We start from the raw sequence: 18,219 nt of genomic DNA on the forward strand, positions 1-18,219 counted from the left end.
AGCTTATGATATTATTTAAGGGAGGTGAATTGAATAATGGCTAACATTGACAAAATTAAAGATATCATCGTTGACAAACTTGGAATCGATGAAGAAAAAGTAACTAGAGAAGCTTCTTTTAAAGATGATCTAGGTGCTGACTCACTTGACATTGCTGAATTAGTAATGGAACTTGAAGACGAGTTTGATATGGAAATTCCTGATGAGGAAGCTGAAAAGATTAACACAGTAGGCGACGCATTAGATTTCATTGATAAAATCGAAAAAGAGCAATAATAAGCTTCGAAAAATCCACTCCGGAGAGTGGATTTTTCTTTGTAATTAAAAACTAAGAAAGTAAAATATAAGAGGTGATTAAATGGACTTTAACGTTGTCTTAAACAAGGTGAAAACTGAAGACAGTGCTAGGGAAAAGCTAAGAGACTTTAACCAACTATTTAAAGCATTTACAAGTCAGTTGAATATAACAGTAGAAAATTTAATGCTCTACCAACAAGCCTTTATGCATAGTTCATATATCAATGATTTAGGCTTAGATAAACGCTATAATAATGAGCGTTTAGAATTTCTAGGAGATGCGGTACTAGAATTGATGGTTTCAGATCATATTTTTAATAAATACGAAGCTTTACCTGAGGGCAGATTAACAAAACTTCGTGCCAATATCGTATGTGAACCTTCACTTGTAGTATTTGCCTCAAAAATTAACATGGAACAACTCATCTTACTGGGTAGAGGTGAGGAGAAAACAGGGGGTAGACATAGACCGTCTATTGTTAGTGATGCCTTTGAAGCCTTCTTAGGCGCCTTATACTTAGATCAGGGGACCAAGGGTGTCTTTCAATTTTTAAGCCAGGTTGTCTTTCCAGAAATACAGACGAGTGATTATAATGCAGTGGTGGATTACAAGACAAAGTTACAAGAATATGCACATAGTGCTTATAAAGATAGTGTAACTTATACACTGGTTAGTGCATCTGGACCGAGCCACCATAGACAATTTGAGACCACTGCAAACCTAGGTAATAAAGTCCTCGGCCATGGTCAAGGTCTAACTAAAAAAGAATCAGAACAACAAGCAGCTAAAAGTGCATTGCTGGCACTTGGCCAAGAGGTGTAAATGAATGGTATTTTTAAAGCGAATCGAAGCTCAAGGTTTTAAATCTTTTGCAGATAAAGTAAATATTAAATTCGATAGCGGAGTCACAGCAGTTGTCGGGCCTAACGGTAGTGGTAAAAGTAACATCACTGATGCTATACGCTGGGTGCTTGGAGAGCAGTCTGCACGTGTCATGCGCGGTGCCAAGATGGAAGATGTCATCTTTGATGGAACTGAAAACCGTAACCCTATGAATAGTGCTTCTGTTAGTTTAATATTAGACAACAGTAAAAAAGTACTTGGTGATGAAGCGGAAGTCGTTATATCTAGGAAATTATATAGAAATGGTGACAGTGAGTACTTCATTAATAAGGAAAAGGTTAAGTTAAAAAATATTACCGAACTCTTTATGGATTCAGGACTTGGCAAAAATGCTTATAATATTATCAGCCAGGGTCAGGTCGATGAAATACTTAATGCAAAACCATTAGAACGTCGTAAGATTATCGAAGAAGCTGCAGGTGTCATGAAGTATAAAAGTCGTAAAATCGAGTCTGAGAAACGTCTCGAAGAGACCAAGCAAAACTTACTTCGCGTTCATGATATTATCGAAGAAATTTCTTCACGTGTCGAACGTTTAGAAAGAGAAAGTGCTGTCGCTGAAGAGTACTTGGCATTAAAAGAAGAAATGACTGAAAGCGATATTGAAGTAACAGTCTATGATGCGAAATTACTCGCTAGTGAACTCAAAGACTTAAAGACAGCTATAAACAAAGAAGAAACGACGTTAAAGACTTCTCGTGAAAAATTAGAGTCAGTTTTAAATGAACAAACAGAGTTAAATAATGAACGTGATGAATTAGAGGCAAAATCAAAGTCATTAAACAACCAATTATTAGAAGATGCACGTACCCTTGAGCAAATTGAGGGCCGCATCGCCTTGTATGCTGAAAGAGAGACAAATAAGGAAACCTTAAGAGAAGATTTAAACAGTCGTCTTGAAAAAAATAAGGCTGAAATTACTACACTAAAAGAGCAGTTGCAAGAAGAAACAACTAAAAAAGATGAATTAGCATATGCTTGCACTGAACTTGCTACAAAGATTAAAAATAAGGAAAGAGAAATCAGTGTCATAAGAGAAGGCAATGATACTGATATAGAAGAGTTAAAAGATCAGTATTACCAGCTCATGGTAGAAAAGACAACCTTAGAAAATGATAAACGACGCAATCATGATGAGCAGTCTAAAATCGAAAATAATATCCGCTATAAATCCGAACGTTTAGAAACGCTCTTAAATGAAGTGAGTGAAGCTGAGTCGAAACTTAAAGATTTAAAAGCAGGAGCTGAAACGACAGGGCAGAATCTAAATAGAGCGAGACAAGCATATAAGGATACTAAATCAAAGCTTGATTCCTTAAATGAAAATTACGACCAGGCAAAAAGTGATTATAACCGAGCCGAAAACTTCATCCAAAACCAGCAATCAAAGCTGGATATGCTTAGAAATATGGAAGAGAATTACCAGGGGTATTACCCTGGTGTTCGGGCAATTTTGAAAAATAAAAAGAGTATTCCTGGTGTTGTCGGTCCAGTGGGTGAATTGATTAGTGCTAATCCAGAGTACATGACTGCTTTAGATACTGCACTTGGTCAAGCGAGCCAGAATATTGTTATGGATGTAGAGTATAATGCAAGAACTGCGATTCAATTTTTAAAACAAAAGAAACTCGGTTTCGCAACTTTCTTACCACTTGATACCATTAAGGAGCGCCACCTATCGGTGGATATAGAAAATGCACTACAGTCTTCAGGTGTGGAATATCAAATATTATCAGAAGTGACAGATATTGACCGTGCCTATAGAAAAGTGATTCTACATTTATTAAATACGACGATTGTCGTGAAAAACTTAGAAGATGCTTCTCGTATATCTCGAGCGAGTAATCAAAGAGTTAGAATTATTACCTTAGACGGCGACATTATCATGCCTGGTGGGGCAATGAGTGGTGGTTCTAAAAACCGTAAGGGATCCATCATGGAAACTAAAAAAGAAATCGCTGATATCACTGAAAAAATAAATGCTTATAAATCACAGACAGCGGAGCTTGAAAATAAGGTCAATCGCTATAGGGAGCAAATCTTACAAGCGACTGCAGAATTAAAAACACAAGAAAACAGTGGCCTACAGCTCGCAGAAGTGTACGATGAAGCAGGAAGAGAAATTGCTAAACTTGAATATGCGCTTCAGTCAAAAAATGAAAATGTTAAAGAGATTCAAAAGGAAGTCGATGGTTTATCAGCAAGTACTAACGAAGAAAACCTCGATCAGCAAATTGAAAACTTAACGTCTAAAATGGCTGATATTGAAACTTCAATTAACATGATGAGTCGCTCTAATGATGAAAAAGATAAGGAAATAGAAACATTATCACACGAGATTCAACAGCTAAATAATGATAAAATAAGTAAAGACGGTGATGTGCGTTACACACGTGCATCGATTAGCAGAATTGAAGCGTCAATTGAAGATCTTGAAAATCAAGTTGCGAATATTGAAAGTGAAATCAGCATGGTGGATGATGACTTATCTGCTATGAATATTGAAGAATTAGAGACGAACAAAACCGAGTTAACACAGACTGTCGCGACCATTAAATCTTCTCAACAAGAAAATGATGAAAAACTGGTCACTGTTAAGGACGCACTAAAATCTATCGCAAGTAAAGAAACAGCGCTTCGTGCAGAAATTGATGACTGTCAATCCAGACTCCGTGGACAGTCAGCAGAATTAGAAGGTGTCGATACTAAATTAGAGAACAAACTGACTTATATTAGTGATAACTACAAGATGACTTATGAGTTAGCACTCAGTAAGTTCGATAGTTTTGAAAACATTGAAGAAAAACGTCAAAAAATCACTTTAAACAAGAAGAGTATTGAAGAACTCGGACCGGTTAACTTGGGTTCAATCGAAGAGTTTAAGACAGTTAATGAACGCTTTACCTTCTTAAAAGAACAAGAAGCGGACTTAATTGATGCAAGACAAACCTTATTAGATGTTATTGCTGAAATGGATGAAGAAGTTTCGGTTCGTTTTAAGGATACTTTCATTCAAGTCAATGTTTACTTCCAAGATGTCTTTAGTGAGATGTTTGGCGGTGGGCGTGCTGAACTCAGATTACAAGAACCCGACAATTACTTAGATTCTGGTATAGAGATTTTTGCGGAGCCACCTGGCAAGAAGTTATCCTCCCTATCTTTATTATCCGGTGGGGAACGTGCTTTGACAGCAATCAGCTTACTCTTTAGTGTGCTGAAAGTTAAGGTAAGTCCGTTTATAATTTTAGATGAAGTTGAAGCGGCACTCGATGAAGCAAACGTGATAAGATATGCAAGATACTTGAAAAAACTATCTCACGATACGCAGTTTATCGTTATTACTCATAGAAAAGGCACTATGGAAGAATCAGACCGCTTGTTTGGTGTAACCATGCAAGAAAAAGGTGTGACGAAGTTAATCAGTGTCGATTTGAAAAACTATGTTGACCCTGGAGTTAATGAAGAGAAAGGAAGAGTTTAATGGGTATTTTTGATCGTTTCAGACGTAAGAAAAAAACAAGTGAAGAAACCCCAGAAAATTTAGAAACACAGACAGACAAGCTTGATGATGGGCTGATTAGTTTAGATGAATTTGAAGAGTGGGAACAAGAACAGCTCAGCTATAAATTTGAACAAGGGCTTAAAAAGAGCCGTGATAAGTTCCAAGCAGATATCAATGCTTTGATGTCACGTTACCGTAAAGTCGATGAAGACTTCTTTGAAGCATTAGAAGAAGTACTTATCTCAGCGGATGTCGGTTTTAATACTGTACTTGAATTAACTGAAGAACTACGCCGTGAAGCACAGTTGAAAAATATCACAGAGACGGCTGATCTTCGAGAGACCATCGTTGAAAAAATGGTAGAAATCTATGAGCGTAACGGTGACTTATCTGAAGAGATGAACATTCAAAATGATGAGTTGACCGTTGTATTAATGGTCGGTGTAAATGGTGTAGGTAAGACAACTTCAATCGGTAAACTTGCCTATAAATACCAACAAGAAGGCAAAAAAGTAATGCTCGCTGCGGGTGATACTTTCCGTGCCGGTGCAATCAACCAACTGCAAGTTTGGGGTGATAGAGTCGGTGTAGATGTCATTAAACAGGCAGAAGGCTCTGACCCTGCAGCAGTCATGTTCGATGCAGTAAGTGCTGCAAAAAAACGCGGTGCAGACATCCTTTTATGTGATACTGCAGGCCGTCTACAGAACAAAGGAAACTTGATGAATGAGCTCGGTAAGATTAAGAAAGTCATTCAAAAAGTTGTCCCAGAAGCACCTCATGAAGTCCTCTTAGTACTCGATGCAACAACTGGGCAAAATGCACTGAGCCAGGCCAAAGCCTTTAAAGAAGTCACTGACGTTACCGGCATTATTCTTTCCAAATTAGACGGGACGGCCAAAGGTGGGATCGTTCTAGCGATTAAGAATGAACTCGGAATACCAGTTAAGTTTGTAGGACTCGGTGAAAAACTGGATGATCTTCAGCCTTTTGATGCAGAAAACTATGTTTATGGTCTATTTGCTGATATGATTGAAGACTCAGAAACGCTCGAAGAAAAATTAGAGGAAGATGCTGATGACTAATGATTTAGAGCGCACGATGCGCATGAATTATCTCTATGATTTTTATCAGACCTTACTCACAGAAAAACAACAAAAATATATAGAATTATATTATCTTGAAGACTTTCAGTTTTCGGAAATTGCAGAAGCAATGGATGTTACACGTCAAGCAGTCTACGATAACTTAAAGCGGTCGAGAGATCTTTTAGAACACTATGAAGAGACACTCAGTATGTATAAGAACTTTAATAAGCGACTTGAACTCTACAAGGATTTAAAAGAAGCGCTTGGTGATGATACGAGTACAGAAGTAAAGGACATATTAAATCGTCTAGAAAACCTAGATTAAGGAGGCCACATACATGGCATTTGAAGGACTTGGAGAACGACTGCAGTCCACAATGGACCGTATTAAGGGTAAAGGTAAAGTAACCGAATCCGACGTCAAAGTAATGATGCGTGAAGTAAGACTGGCTTTACTTGAAGCAGATGTTAACTTCAAAGTAGTCAAACAGTTCATCAATGATGTTAAAGAACGTGCCTTAGGCTCAGATGTTATGCAGAGCTTAACACCTGGCCAACAGGTCATTAAAATTGTACAAGAAGAATTGACAGCGTTGATGGGTGGAGAAAACCAACGGATTAACATGGCCAACAAACCACCAACAGTTATCATGATGGTCGGCTTACAAGGGGCAGGTAAAACAACAACGGCTGGTAAGCTCGCACTTCATTTACGTAAAAAACATAACAAAAAGCCACTCTTAGTTGCTGGTGATATTTACAGACCAGCTGCTATAGACCAGTTAGAAACTGTAGGGAAGCAGATTGATATCCCAGTCTTTTCACTTGGTGATCAAGTCAAACCTGAAGAAATTACAGAACGTGCCTTGGCTCATGCTAAAGAAGAACACTTAGATACAGTCATCATTGATACTGCGGGTCGTCTGCATATTGATGAAGCACTGATGAATGAATTGAAAAATGTTAAGGAAATTGCTAATCCGAACGAAATCATGCTCGTCGTCGACTCAATGACCGGTCAAGATGCGGTCAATGTTGCCGAGAGCTTTAACGATTTACTGGACATTACAGGTGTAACTTTAACTAAACTCGACGGCGACACACGTGGTGGTGCCGCACTTTCCATTCGTTCAGTCACAGAAAAACCAATTAAATTCATCGGTGTCTCTGAGAAGATGGACGGCTTAGAAGCCTTCCACCCTGAACGTATGGCATCTCGTATTCTCGGCATGGGTGACGTACTGTCAATCATCGAAAAAGCACAGGATAATATCAATGAAGATGAACAAAAAGCACTTGAGAAAAAGTTGAAAGATTCATCATTCACACTCGATGACTTCCTTGGACAAATGGATCAGGTGAAAACACTTGGACCATTAGATGAACTATTGAAGATGATGCCTGGTGCCAACAAGATAAAAGGACTAGATAAAATGCAGTTCAGCGGCAAGGAAATCGATCACGTACAAGCGATTATACGTTCGATGACTCTAGAAGAAAGAGAGCACCCTGAAAAGCTGAATGCGAGTCGTAAAAAACGTATATCTAGAGGTTCTGGACGTTCCTTACAGGAAATTAACCGCCTCTTAAAACAGTTTAACGACATGAAGAAAATGATGAAACAAATGACAAGTGGCAAGAAAAAAGGTAAGAATCCGTTTGGTAATATGGGCTTACCATTCTAATAAAATAAATGTGTAAAGAAAAAACTCTTTACACATTTATTTTGATTTGTTATGATATATAAGTCGAAAAGATAGTAAAGAGAGGAGTTTTCACACATGGCAGTAAAAATTAGATTAACTCGTATGGGTTCTAAAAGAAATCCTTTCTACCGTATCGTTGTTGCAGATGCACGCAGCCCAAGAGATGGTAGAATCATCGAGCAAATCGGTTCATACAACCCGGTTTCAAAATCTGAAGATAACGTTGTTTTAGACAACGACAAAGCGCTTGATTGGTTACAAAAAGGTGCTAAACCAAGCGACACTGTAAGAAATATCTTCAGTGACAAAGGCATTATGGAACAGTTCCACAACGCTAAATTCGGGAAATAATTCCTATGGACAAATTACTTCAAACAATTCTTGAACCGATGCTAGATTATCCGGAGGCGCTCGTTATTACAACGGAAGATGCGCCAGCGAAGATTTCGTACAAAATCAGTGTTCATGAAGCCGATGCAGGTCGTGTAATCGGTCGAGGCGGTCGTACAATTAAGGCGATTCGAGTCATCATGTCAAATGCTGAAAGAGATGCATCAAAGAAAGTGTTTGTTGATTTGCATTAAGAGACACACTTTTCTAGTGTGTCTTTTATTTTTTACTAAGAGGTGTATATCTTGAGTATTAAAATTGGTAAATTAGTCAGTTTTCACGGCGTTAAAGGTGAAGTTAAAATCATGAGTGATTCTGACTTTTTAGAAGACCGTTTCATAAGCGGTGAAACAGTTGAGATTAAAGGTGAGACCTACACAATAAAATCTTACCGTAAACATAAAAATTTTCACTTACTAACCTTTGAAGGTGTGAGTAATATGAATGATATTCTGCACTTAAAGGGTGAAACGGTTTTTATCGATGAAAATGCAGATGACTTAACACTAGACGAACACGAGTTCCACGTAAAAGATATCATCGGATTAAAGGTCATTAACTTGGATGATAATCAGACGCTTGGGACGGTTAAAGATGTCATGTTCACTGGAGCAAATGATGTTTGGGTGATAGAGGGCGATAAGGAATATTTGATTCCTTATATCGAGCAAGTTGTTCAGACAGTAGACCTCGATAAAGGTATTATTGAAATTACACCACTTGAAGGATTGTTAGACTAATGGATATTTATTATTTAACCTTGTTTCCTGAAATGTACCAAGGGGTCCTAGGAACATCTATTTTAAAACGTGCTGAGGACAAAGGCATTGTGAATTATCACCTCATTAACTTTAGAGATTTCTCAAATGATAAACATAACAAAGTCGATGATTATCCGTACGGCGGTGGTGCAGGTATGGTTTTAAAACCAGAGCCTGTCTTCAATGCCATGGACAGTTTAGAGCTAGAAAACAAGCGCGTGATTTTAATGTGTCCTCAAGGTAAACCCTTTGATCAAAAATTAGCGGAAGAGCTGGCTCATGAAGAGAATATTGTTTTCATCAATGGCCATTACGAAGGCTATGATGAACGCATACGCTCACTTGTTACAGACGAAGTGTCAATCGGTGACTACGTATTAACCGGAGGCGAACTTGCTTCTATGACGATGACAGATGCAATCGTACGTCTAATTCCAGATGTATTAAGTAATGAAAAAAGTCATCAAGAAGATTCGTTCTCTACAGGAATGCTTGAACATCCGCATTACACTAGACCTAGAGAGTACCGCGGTATGAAGGTACCCGATGTTCTATTAAGCGGTAATCACAAGTTGATTGAAGAGTGGCGACAAGCTGAAAGTTTAAAACGCACGAGAGAAAGACGCCCTGATTTACTAGGGGAGTAAAAAGTTAATTTTATTTCTAAAAGTGATTGAATGGTCACCACTTGTATGGTAATATAATACGAGTGTAAATACACGTAAATATCACAGTCATCCGCTGCCAAAGTTCGTCGGCAAGATAACTGGAAGAATGGAGAAGATATAATATGTCACAAGAATTATTAAATTCTATTGTCAAAGATCAGTTAAAAACTGATATTCCTGATTTCAAACCAGGAGACACAGTAAAAGTTCACGTACGTATCGTTGAGGGAGATCGCGAAAGAATCCAGCTATTCGAAGGTGTTGTAATCAAACGCCGCGGTGGTGGAATCTCAGAAACATTCACAGTCCGTAAAGTATCTTACGGTGTTGGTGTTGAGCGTACATTCCCAATTCACACGCCAAAAATCGAAAAAATCGAAGTTTCACGTCGCGGACGCGTTCGTCGTGCTAAACTTTACTACCTACGTAACCTACGTGGTAAAGCTGCACGTATTAGAGAAATCCGCTAATAATGCTTTAAGAAAACCAAACCTCAGCCGAGGTTTGGTTTTTTTGTTGGGAAAATTTCTGTTTTTAAGCGAAAGAGGAAATGCCTCTAATACATATGGTCAAACGTTAAATAATGTTGTATAAATGATATGTAAATGAAAAATGGAGGTTAAGTATTGTTCATAACAGAACGTCATCGTCCCTCTGAACTTTTGCACATGGAAGCTATGTTTAGCCGCTCAAAATTAGATGATAAAAACCACAATCAGTTAGAAAATCTTCGGAGAGGTTATGAAGGTGAATGTATCTATGACAATATCTTTAATGAAGTTGGTCATGATAATTCATATATTTATAGAGATGTCTATTTGAACATTGAAGACAGCACCACTCAGTACGATAGTTTAATCGTTACCGAAGAAGGTGTCGTCGTCAACGAAATTAAAAACTTTAGCGGGACCTATACCGTAAGTGATGACAGCTGGGCAAAAGGAAATTTTGAGTTACCCGACGATCCATTCGCACAGCTGCGTCGTGCTATTGGTAAGATGAGACGATTATCTTTATCGTCCGATTTACAATTTAAAGTCAGTGGCAAGTTAATATTTCCTAATGAAGAATGTACTTTAATTATTGCCGATGAGTTATTGAAACAAAATATTATAATTAGAAGTAATTTGAGACGATACTTAGCTCGTTTTAAGAACAACTTTAGTATTAGTAGCGGGTTCGCTCGGGAAATTTGTGAAGTGATCACTGAACATATCGTTGTCAATCCCTACTTCAAATCAGCAGTCGACTTTGATGACGTCCGTCACGGTATCTACTGTAGTGAATGCGGCGGGTTTGAGGTCGATTCTGAGCGATTTCATTTTAGGTGTTCATCCTGTGGCTCATATGAAACCAAAGAAACTCATTTTGTCCGTGCAATTAGTGACTATAAATACTTGTTCGGAAAATTGCCGATGACAACAAATCGTATGATGGAATTTACAAATTATAAGTTCAGCAAGCGTTCTGTTCAAAGATTGTTGGCTAAGTATTGTGATCGAGAGGGAATTTATAAATCGACGAGTTATAAATTTAAATACTACGATTTCGAAGATGCGATGTCGAAACAACCTAGAAATATACGATATAAGGATAGAATAGATTAGGTGATCTACGATGTGCGCCAATGAGAGAGCACCGTTGGGGCGCAAACGGAAATACTCTCGAGCGCCCAATCAATCAAGGCGCGTAAGCTAAAAAAATGATAAAATAAAGGACATGAAATGAAGAAAACGGAGGGAAATGTATGTCGATTAATTGGTTCCCTGGACATATGGCAAAAGCACGTAGGCAAATCGAGGAAAGTTTAAAAAAAGTAGATGTTGTCATCGAAATTTTAGATGCGAGGATTCCATATGCATCACAAAACCCGATGCTGGACCAAGTTATTGGTGAAAAGCCGAGAGTCATTATTTTAAATAAGAAAGATATGGCGAGTCAAAGTGAAACAGACCGCTGGATGAATCACTATAAGGCAGAGGGACTTTATCCTGTTGCAATAAATGGTAAGGAGCCTAATATTTTAAAGAAAATTGAAGGTGTCGTCGTAGAAGCGACTAAAGAAATTTTTGAGAGAATGGAACGTAAGGGCATCAATCCACGCGCCATTCGTGCAATGATCGTCGGGATCCCGAATGTTGGAAAGTCAACGATTATCAACAATATTGCAAAGAAAAAAGTTGCGAAAACAGGAAATACACCAGGTGTGACAAAGGCTCAACAATGGATCAAAGCTGGAGGTAAGATGGAACTCTTAGATACCCCAGGCGTACTTTGGCCAAAGTTTGAAGATGAGACGGTAGGCTTAAAATTATCACTTACAGGTGCGATCAAAGACAATGTGGTTAACCTAGATGAAGTGGCAATCTTCGCCTTAAAATTTATGCAAGCACACCATCTAAAGGCTCTGAACAAATTTTATAATATCAATATAGACGAAGACTCAGAAATCGTCGAAATTTTCGATGCTATCGGACAGTCTCGCGGTTTCAAAATGAGCGGAAACGAAATCGACTATGAGCGCGTCACAGAACGTGTCATTTACGATACACGAGACGCTAAGATTGACCTCATGACGTTCGACTTCCCGGAGGATAACTAATCTAATGAAGATTTCAGATATAAAATTAGCCCTCAACAAGATAAAAACCCTGGACGATTTAGCGGCCTCTGAATTTCATTTAGATGAAAGAAAAGGGGTTCAAAACGCGCTTAAATCAAGGGCTCGCACACTTCAAAAAGAAGTCGAATTAATTGAAAAGTATAAAAGAATGATGCGATACGAAAACCAGCACTACGGCAAGATCATTGCAGGCATTGATGAAGCGGGGCGAGGTCCACTTGCAGGGGAGGTTGTTGCAGCAGCAGTGATTCTCCCTTTAGAACATGATTTCTTAGGCCTTGATGATTCAAAGAAAATTCCAGCAAAAAAACGTGCAGCGCTACGTGAAGAGATTATGAAATATGCGGACTATGGTATCGGTGTAGCAACTGTTGAGGAGATTGATACGTTCAACATTTACGAAGCGACCAAACTCGCAATGGACAGGGCTGTAAAAAATTTGAAACACACCCCAGAGCATCTTCTCATCGATGCGATGACCCTGGATAATGGTATTGAACAAACATCACTCATTAAAGGGGATGCGATTTCTAATTCTATTGCAGCAGCTTCTATTATTGCCAAAACGACGCGTGATGAAATGATGATTCAGCATGCAAAAAGATATCCTGATTACGCCTTTGAAAAGAATATGGGATACGGGACGAAAGACCATCTCGAAGGGCTGAAAAATTATGGAGCATGTAGTATTCATAGACGTTCTTTTGAACCGATTAAGAGATATTTTTAAGCTATTTCGTTTTTGAGTAACTTATTACATATAAAATAATGAGGAGAAGGATTTGAAAGTTTACAATCTACATCAATTTTCTTATAATTGAGAATGTAAGCTTTATTAAAAGTCTTAGGAGGAAAATCATGAATATCCATGAGTATCAAGGAAAAGAAATTTTTCGCTCTATGGGTGTAAACGTGCCTGATGGCGGCGTTGCACTTACACCTGATGAAGCAGTTGAAGTTGCAAAAACACTTGATTCAGATGTCTATGTAGTAAAAGCTCAAATCCACGCAGGTGGCCGTGGTAAAGCTGGCGGTGTAAAAATCGCTAAATCGTTAGATGAGGTTAAAGCATATGCTGAGGAACTACTTGGTAAAGTATTAGTGACTCATCAAAACGGTCCAGATGGTACTGAAATCAAGCGTCTTCTTATTGAAGAAGGTTGCGATATCGACAGCGAATACTACTTAGGTTTCGTTATCGACCGCGCGACGAACCGCGTTACATTAATGGGTTCTGAAGAAGGCGGAACGGAAATCGAAGAAGTTGCAGAAAAAACTCCTGAAAAGATTTTCAAAGAAGTTATAGATCCTGCAGTTGGATTACTACCATTCCAAGCGAAGAGACTCGCTTTTAATATCAATATTCCAACAGGTTCAGTAAACAAAGCTGCTAAATTAATGCTTTCACTTTACGATGTGTTCATCAGTAAAGACGCATCAATTATGGAAATTAACCCACTTGTAACTACAGGTGATGGTGAAGTTATCGCGCTTGATGCTAAAGTAAACTTCGACGCGAACTCACTATTCAGACACAAAGATGTTGTTGAATTACGTGACTTCGACGAGGAAGATGAAAAAGAAATTGAAGCATCAAAACACGACCTTGCTTACATCGCACTTGATGGTAATATCGGTTGCATGGTAAATGGTGCAGGTCTTGCGATGGCAACTATGGATACAATCAACCACTTCGGTGGTAAACCAGCCAACTTCCTTGACGTAGGGGGCGGCGCGACTGCTGAGAAAGTTACTGAAGCATTCAAACTTATCTTAAGTGACAAATCAGTTGAAGGAATCTTTGTAAACATCTTTGGAGGAATCATGCGTTGTGACGTAATTGCACAAGGTGTTGTAGAAGCTGTAAACAACGTTGGTCTAGAAATTCCTTTAGTCGTACGCTTAGAAGGTACGAATGTTGAAGAAGGTAAGAAAATTCTAGCAGAATCTGGTCTTGAAATTACTCCAGCTAGTACTATGGCTGAAGGTGCAGAAAAGATTATCGCTGCTGTTAACGAAAATAAATAATAACGGAGGAATATATTGTGGCTGTATTTGTTGATAAAAATACGAAAGTAATTGTTCAAGGTATTACTGGTTCAACAGCACTCTTCCACACTAAGCAAATGTTAGAGTATGGTACTCAAATCGTTGCTGGTGTTACACCTGGTAAAGGTGGACAAGAAGTTGAAGGTGTACCTGTATTTAACACAGTAGAAGAAGCTAAAAAAGAAACTGGCGCAACAGTTTCTGTAGTATACGTACCAGCTCCATTTGCTGCAGACTCTATTATGGAAGCTGCGGATTCAGAAATTGAATTAGTGATTTGTATCACTGAGCACATTCCTGTTTTAGACATGGTTAAAGTTGTCCGTTATTTAGAAGATAAGAATACACGTTTAATCGGACCAAACTGTCCAGGTGTCATCACTGCTGATGAAACTAAGATTGGTATCATGCCTGGTTATATTCACAAAAAAGGACATGTTGGTGTAGTTTCACGTTCTGGTACATTAACATATGAAGCGGTTCATCAGTTATCTGAAGAAGGCGTTGGTCAAACAACGGCTGTCGGTATTGGTGGGGACCCTGTTAACGGTACTAACTTCATCGACGTACTTAAAGCGTTCAATGAAGATCCAGAAACTTACGCTGTCGTTATGATCGGTGAAATCGGTGGTACTGCAGAAGAAGAAGCTGCTGAATGGGTTCGTGACAACATGACTAAACCTGTTGTTGGATTCATCGGTGGTCAAACTGCCCCTCCAGGAAAACGTATGGGCCACGCTGGTGCGATTATTTCTGGCGGTAAAGGTACAGCAGATGAAAAAATCCGCATCATGAACGAATGTGGAATTGAAACTGCTGATACACCATCTGAAATTGGTGAAACATTAATCAACCGTATCAAGAAAGAAGACGGTTTATACGAAAAATGTCTAACAGTAAAATAAATGAAATATAAATCAGTTAAGTGATTAAAAAGAGCGGTAATCATCATGGATTACCGCTCTTTTTTGTATTTTTATGGTAGTGTTTGTCAGTAAATTGAAAAGTAAAATGAGACAATTTTCTACTATAATATAGGGGATAATATTTGTCAGGAGGAAACATGTGGATCTATTACTTTTATCGTACGCTGGGGTGACTGCAAAAGAATTTTTATCCATAACAAACCATGAATATATTAAGCCTGATTTAAGTAAAAAATTAGCCTATGCAAAATCTTTAAATCGTGAGGAAATATTAGGTAAACTACAGTCATTCAATGTGAATTTCATGACCTATAAACATAGGAAATATCCACAACTCCTAAAAGAAATTTATGATTTTCCTTACATTATATATTACAGAGGTAACATCAATTTGTTACAAACAGATATGTTAGGGGTAGTAGGGAGTAGAAAGGCGACGCTTTATACGAAAAATGCTCTACTAGATATTCTTCCAAAACTAAAGGATATTACAATTATTTCAGGTCTGGCATATGGAGCTGATGAAATGGCACACAGTATCGCAATCAAGAATGATTTAAAGACTATTGGCGTGCTTGCATTTGGCCATGATATTCATTACCCTAAAACAACTGAAAAAGTACGTGCTCTGATGGAAAAGGAACATCTAACAATCAGTGAATATCCACCAGGTACAAAGATTGAAAAATGGAGATTTATAGCTAGAAATAGAATTATTGCAGGTTGTGCTAAGGGTGTTTTAGTGACGGAAGCTGAAGAGAAAAGTGGAAGTTTGATAACTTTAGAGATGGCATTAGATGAAAATAGAAATGGCTATTGCCTACCAGGAAATATTACCTCTGACTTTTCAAGAGGTACAAATTTGAGAATAAAAGACGGTGCAATGCTTGTTTTGAGTGCTGATGATATACTTTTAGATTACAATTAAATTGTCACTTATAGAACGTGATTAGAATTATTTTAATTGACAAAGTAAAATTTATCTGTGTATCATTTGGACTTGAGTGGATAATAACGAATGGAGGTCGTGAGTGTGGCAGACAATTTAGTGATCGTGGAATCACCCGCGAAAGCAAAAACGATTGAAAAGTACCTCGGTAAACGATATAAAGTTGTCGCATCTATGGGACACGTGAGAGATTTACCACGTAGTCAAACTGGAATCGACACAGAAAATAACTATGAACCAAAATATATAACTATACGAGGTAAGGGCCCCTTACTAAAAGATTTAAAGAAAGAAGCTAAAAAAGCGAAGAAAGTATTTCTCGCAAGTGACCCCGACAGAGAAGGAGAAGCAATCGCATGGCACCTCAGTCATGCCCTTGGTGATAATAATGATTATTACCGAGTCGTCTTCAATGAGATTACTAAAGATGCGGTTAAAGAAAGTTTTAAAAGCCCGAATGAAATAGATATGCAATTGGTCGATGCCCAGCAGGCTAGACGTATTTTAGATAGACTGGTAGGGTATAACATTTCTCCAGTCCTATGGAAAAAAGTTAAGAAAGGTTTGTCTGCAGGACGTGTTCAATCAGTCGCACTTAAGCTCATTATCGACCGTGAAAATGAAATCAGAAACTTTGTTCCAGAAGAATACTGGACGATCGAAGGCACCTTTAAGACAGGGCGTTCGAAGTTTACTGGTAAGTTTAACAAGTTAAAGAGAGATAAGGAAAAAACGAAATTAAAAACTAAAGCCGATGTTGATAACGTATTAAAAGAGCTTAGTGGTAAGGATTATTTAATCGAAAAAGTAGAGAAGAAAGAAAAGAAACGCTACCCAGCACAACCATTCACAACTTCTTCTCTACAACAAGAAGCAGCACGTAAGTTGAACTTTAAGGCACGTAAGACCATGATGCTCGCCCAGCAATTATATGAAGGTATCGATATTAAAAAAGAAGGTACAGTGGGTCTGATTACTTATATGAGAACTGACTCAACACGTATCTCAGATTCAGCTAAAGCAGAAGCTTACCAACTTATTAATGATACTTATGGTAAAGAATATACAGGCGTGCAAAAGGAAAAAAAAGCAGCCCAAGATGCACACGAAGCCGTGAGACCAACATCTGCTAATCGTACACCTGAAAATATGAAGCAATATTTAAGCCGTGACCAACACCGTCTATATAAACTGATTTGGGATCGTTTTATTGCGAGTCAAATGGCACCAGCAGTGCTCGATACGGTAAAAGTTGATTTGAGTAATAATGGTGTGCTGTTTAGAAGTACCGGACAAACAATTAAATTTAAAGGTTTCATGACAATTTATATTGAAGGCACCGATGATGCTAAAGATGATTTTAATAACCGTTTACCAGAATTAAAAGAGGGTGAAACGGTAACAGAAGAAAAAATTGAACCTTTTCAGCACTTTACTCAACCACCACCAAGATATACAGAAGCGAGGTTAGTTAAGACTTTAGAAGAGTCAGGTATTGGTAGACCATCAACGTATGCCCCGACAATTGATACGATTCAAAAGCGTAACTATGTAAGAATGGATCAGAAGCGATTTTTCCCTACGGAAATTGGAGAAATTGTCAACGAGCAAGTTGTTGAATACTTCCCTGATATTATCGATGTTGCCTTTACACGAAATATGGAAGATAGTCTAGATGCTGTAGCAGAAGGCGAAAAAGAGTGGCGTCAAGTCATCGATGAGTTCTATAAAGGCTTCGAGCCTCAGGTTGAACGCGCAGAAGAAGAGATGGAGAAAATTGAAATCAAGGACGAACCCGTTGGTGAAGATTGTGAAAAATGTGGTTCACCAATGGTATACAAGATGGGCCGTTATGGTAAGTTTATGGCATGCTCTAATTTCCCAGAGTGTCGCAATACAAAAGCCATCGTTAAATCGATTGGTGTGACTTGCCCAACATGTAAGGAAGGCGACGTGGTTGAAAGAAAATCTAAGCGTGGTCGAATCTTTTACGGTTGTGACAAATATCCTGATTGTGATTTCGTCTCTTGGGATCGCCCAATTGGCAGGAACTGTCCGAAGTGCGAACACTACTTAATTGAAAAGAAAAAAGGACAGAAGGCACAGGTTAAATGTACCAACTGTGATTACACAGAAGATGCAAGTTAATTGATTACCGTGATTCTTAATAGAATCACGGTTTTTTTAATTGAATAATTAAAACTGTTTTACTTTGTGGCTGAATTATAAATATTTGTACAATTTCGTGCAATTTATATTCAAATGGTTTAAAATTACTAATGGAATTAATGGGAACGAATCATCTGACATATATTTTGGATATATTTTCTTAATTATGATAAAATTCAGACAAAGA

Annotated in this window: 18 protein-coding genes; all 18 read left to right on the top strand. The window is 38.1% G+C overall.

The window, feature by feature from the left end; translation table 11 throughout:
* Positions 1-36: 36 nt before the first annotated feature.
* A complete protein-coding gene (locus tag H624_RS0110595) occupies positions 37-276 on the top strand; it encodes an acyl carrier protein (protein ID WP_026867576.1) in 240 nt (79 codons plus the stop codon).
* Between the two features lie 82 nt (positions 277-358).
* The gene (gene rnc, locus H624_RS0110600) at positions 359-1,120 is read left to right on the top strand and encodes a ribonuclease III (protein ID WP_051220573.1); all 762 of its coding nucleotides are present in this window, start codon (positions 359-361) and stop codon (positions 1,118-1,120) included.
* A gap of 4 nt (positions 1,121-1,124) precedes the next feature.
* The gene (gene smc, locus H624_RS0110605) at positions 1,125-4,682 is read left to right on the top strand and encodes a chromosome segregation protein SMC (protein WP_026867578.1); all 3,558 of its coding nucleotides are present in this window, start codon (positions 1,125-1,127) and stop codon (positions 4,680-4,682) included.
* Complete coding sequence (gene ftsY / locus H624_RS0110610) at positions 4,682-5,788, top strand: signal recognition particle-docking protein FtsY (protein ID WP_026867579.1); 1,107 nt, start codon at positions 4,682-4,684, stop codon at positions 5,786-5,788. The genes smc and ftsY overlap by 1 nt, the downstream gene beginning before the upstream one ends.
* Entirely contained in the window at positions 5,778-6,116 is a 339-nt protein-coding gene (locus H624_RS0110615; protein WP_156889194.1) for a putative DNA-binding protein, read from the top strand. Before ftsY ends, H624_RS0110615 begins: the two co-directional genes overlap by 11 nt.
* A gap of 13 nt (positions 6,117-6,129) precedes the next feature.
* Positions 6,130-7,476, top strand: coding sequence for a signal recognition particle protein (gene ffh, locus H624_RS0110620; RefSeq protein WP_026867581.1), 1,347 nt, complete (start codon positions 6,130-6,132; stop codon positions 7,474-7,476).
* Positions 7,477-7,572: 96 nt separating this feature from the next.
* Positions 7,573-7,848 carry a 30S ribosomal protein S16 gene (rpsP, locus tag H624_RS0110625; RefSeq protein WP_026867582.1) on the top strand — a complete coding sequence of 92 codons (276 nt, stop codon included), beginning with the start codon at positions 7,573-7,575 and terminating at the stop codon, positions 7,846-7,848.
* Positions 7,849-7,853: 5 nt separating this feature from the next.
* Positions 7,854-8,081: a KH domain-containing protein gene (locus H624_RS0110630; RefSeq protein WP_026867583.1), complete on the top strand. Its 228-nt coding sequence runs from the start codon at positions 7,854-7,856 to the stop codon at positions 8,079-8,081.
* A gap of 51 nt (positions 8,082-8,132) precedes the next feature.
* Positions 8,133-8,627 (top strand): ribosome maturation factor RimM, encoded by a 495-nt coding sequence (gene rimM, locus H624_RS0110635; RefSeq protein WP_026867584.1) that lies wholly within the window; start codon positions 8,133-8,135, stop codon positions 8,625-8,627.
* Entirely contained in the window at positions 8,627-9,295 is a 669-nt protein-coding gene (trmD, locus tag H624_RS12095; protein WP_035857271.1) for a tRNA (guanosine(37)-N1)-methyltransferase TrmD, read from the top strand. The genes rimM and trmD overlap by 1 nt, the downstream gene beginning before the upstream one ends.
* A 143-nt stretch (positions 9,296-9,438) precedes the next feature.
* On the top strand, positions 9,439-9,786 hold the full coding sequence (gene rplS / locus H624_RS0110645; protein WP_026867585.1) for a 50S ribosomal protein L19: 348 nt from the start codon (positions 9,439-9,441) through the stop codon (positions 9,784-9,786).
* Positions 9,787-9,942: 156 nt separating this feature from the next.
* Entirely contained in the window at positions 9,943-10,923 is a 981-nt protein-coding gene (locus H624_RS0110650; RefSeq protein WP_026867586.1) for a nuclease-related domain-containing protein, read from the top strand.
* Positions 10,924-11,063: 140 nt separating this feature from the next.
* Positions 11,064-11,918, top strand: a complete 855-nt coding sequence (gene ylqF / locus H624_RS0110655) for a ribosome biogenesis GTPase YlqF (protein ID WP_026867587.1) — start codon at positions 11,064-11,066, stop codon at positions 11,916-11,918.
* Between the two features lie 4 nt (positions 11,919-11,922).
* The gene (locus H624_RS0110660) at positions 11,923-12,669 is read left to right on the top strand and encodes a ribonuclease HII (protein ID WP_026867588.1); all 747 of its coding nucleotides are present in this window, start codon (positions 11,923-11,925) and stop codon (positions 12,667-12,669) included.
* Between the two features lie 128 nt (positions 12,670-12,797).
* Positions 12,798-13,967 (top strand): ADP-forming succinate--CoA ligase subunit beta, encoded by a 1,170-nt coding sequence (sucC, locus tag H624_RS0110665; RefSeq protein ID WP_026867589.1) that lies wholly within the window; start codon positions 12,798-12,800, stop codon positions 13,965-13,967.
* Between the two features lie 17 nt (positions 13,968-13,984).
* Positions 13,985-14,893: a succinate--CoA ligase subunit alpha gene (gene sucD, locus H624_RS0110670; protein WP_026867590.1), complete on the top strand. Its 909-nt coding sequence runs from the start codon at positions 13,985-13,987 to the stop codon at positions 14,891-14,893.
* 160 nt (positions 14,894-15,053) lie between these two features.
* Positions 15,054-15,842 carry a DNA-processing protein DprA gene (dprA, locus tag H624_RS0110675; protein WP_084145830.1) on the top strand — a complete coding sequence of 263 codons (789 nt, stop codon included), beginning with the start codon at positions 15,054-15,056 and terminating at the stop codon, positions 15,840-15,842.
* 105 nt (positions 15,843-15,947) lie between these two features.
* Positions 15,948-18,011, top strand: a complete 2,064-nt coding sequence (gene topA, locus H624_RS0110680) for a type I DNA topoisomerase (protein WP_035857273.1) — start codon at positions 15,948-15,950, stop codon at positions 18,009-18,011.
* Positions 18,012-18,219: the final 208 nt, after the last annotated feature.

The sequence above is a fragment of the Jeotgalicoccus marinus DSM 19772 genome (genome assembly GCF_000425825.1).
Classification (GTDB): Bacteria; Bacillota; Bacilli; order Staphylococcales; family Salinicoccaceae; genus Jeotgalicoccus; species Jeotgalicoccus marinus.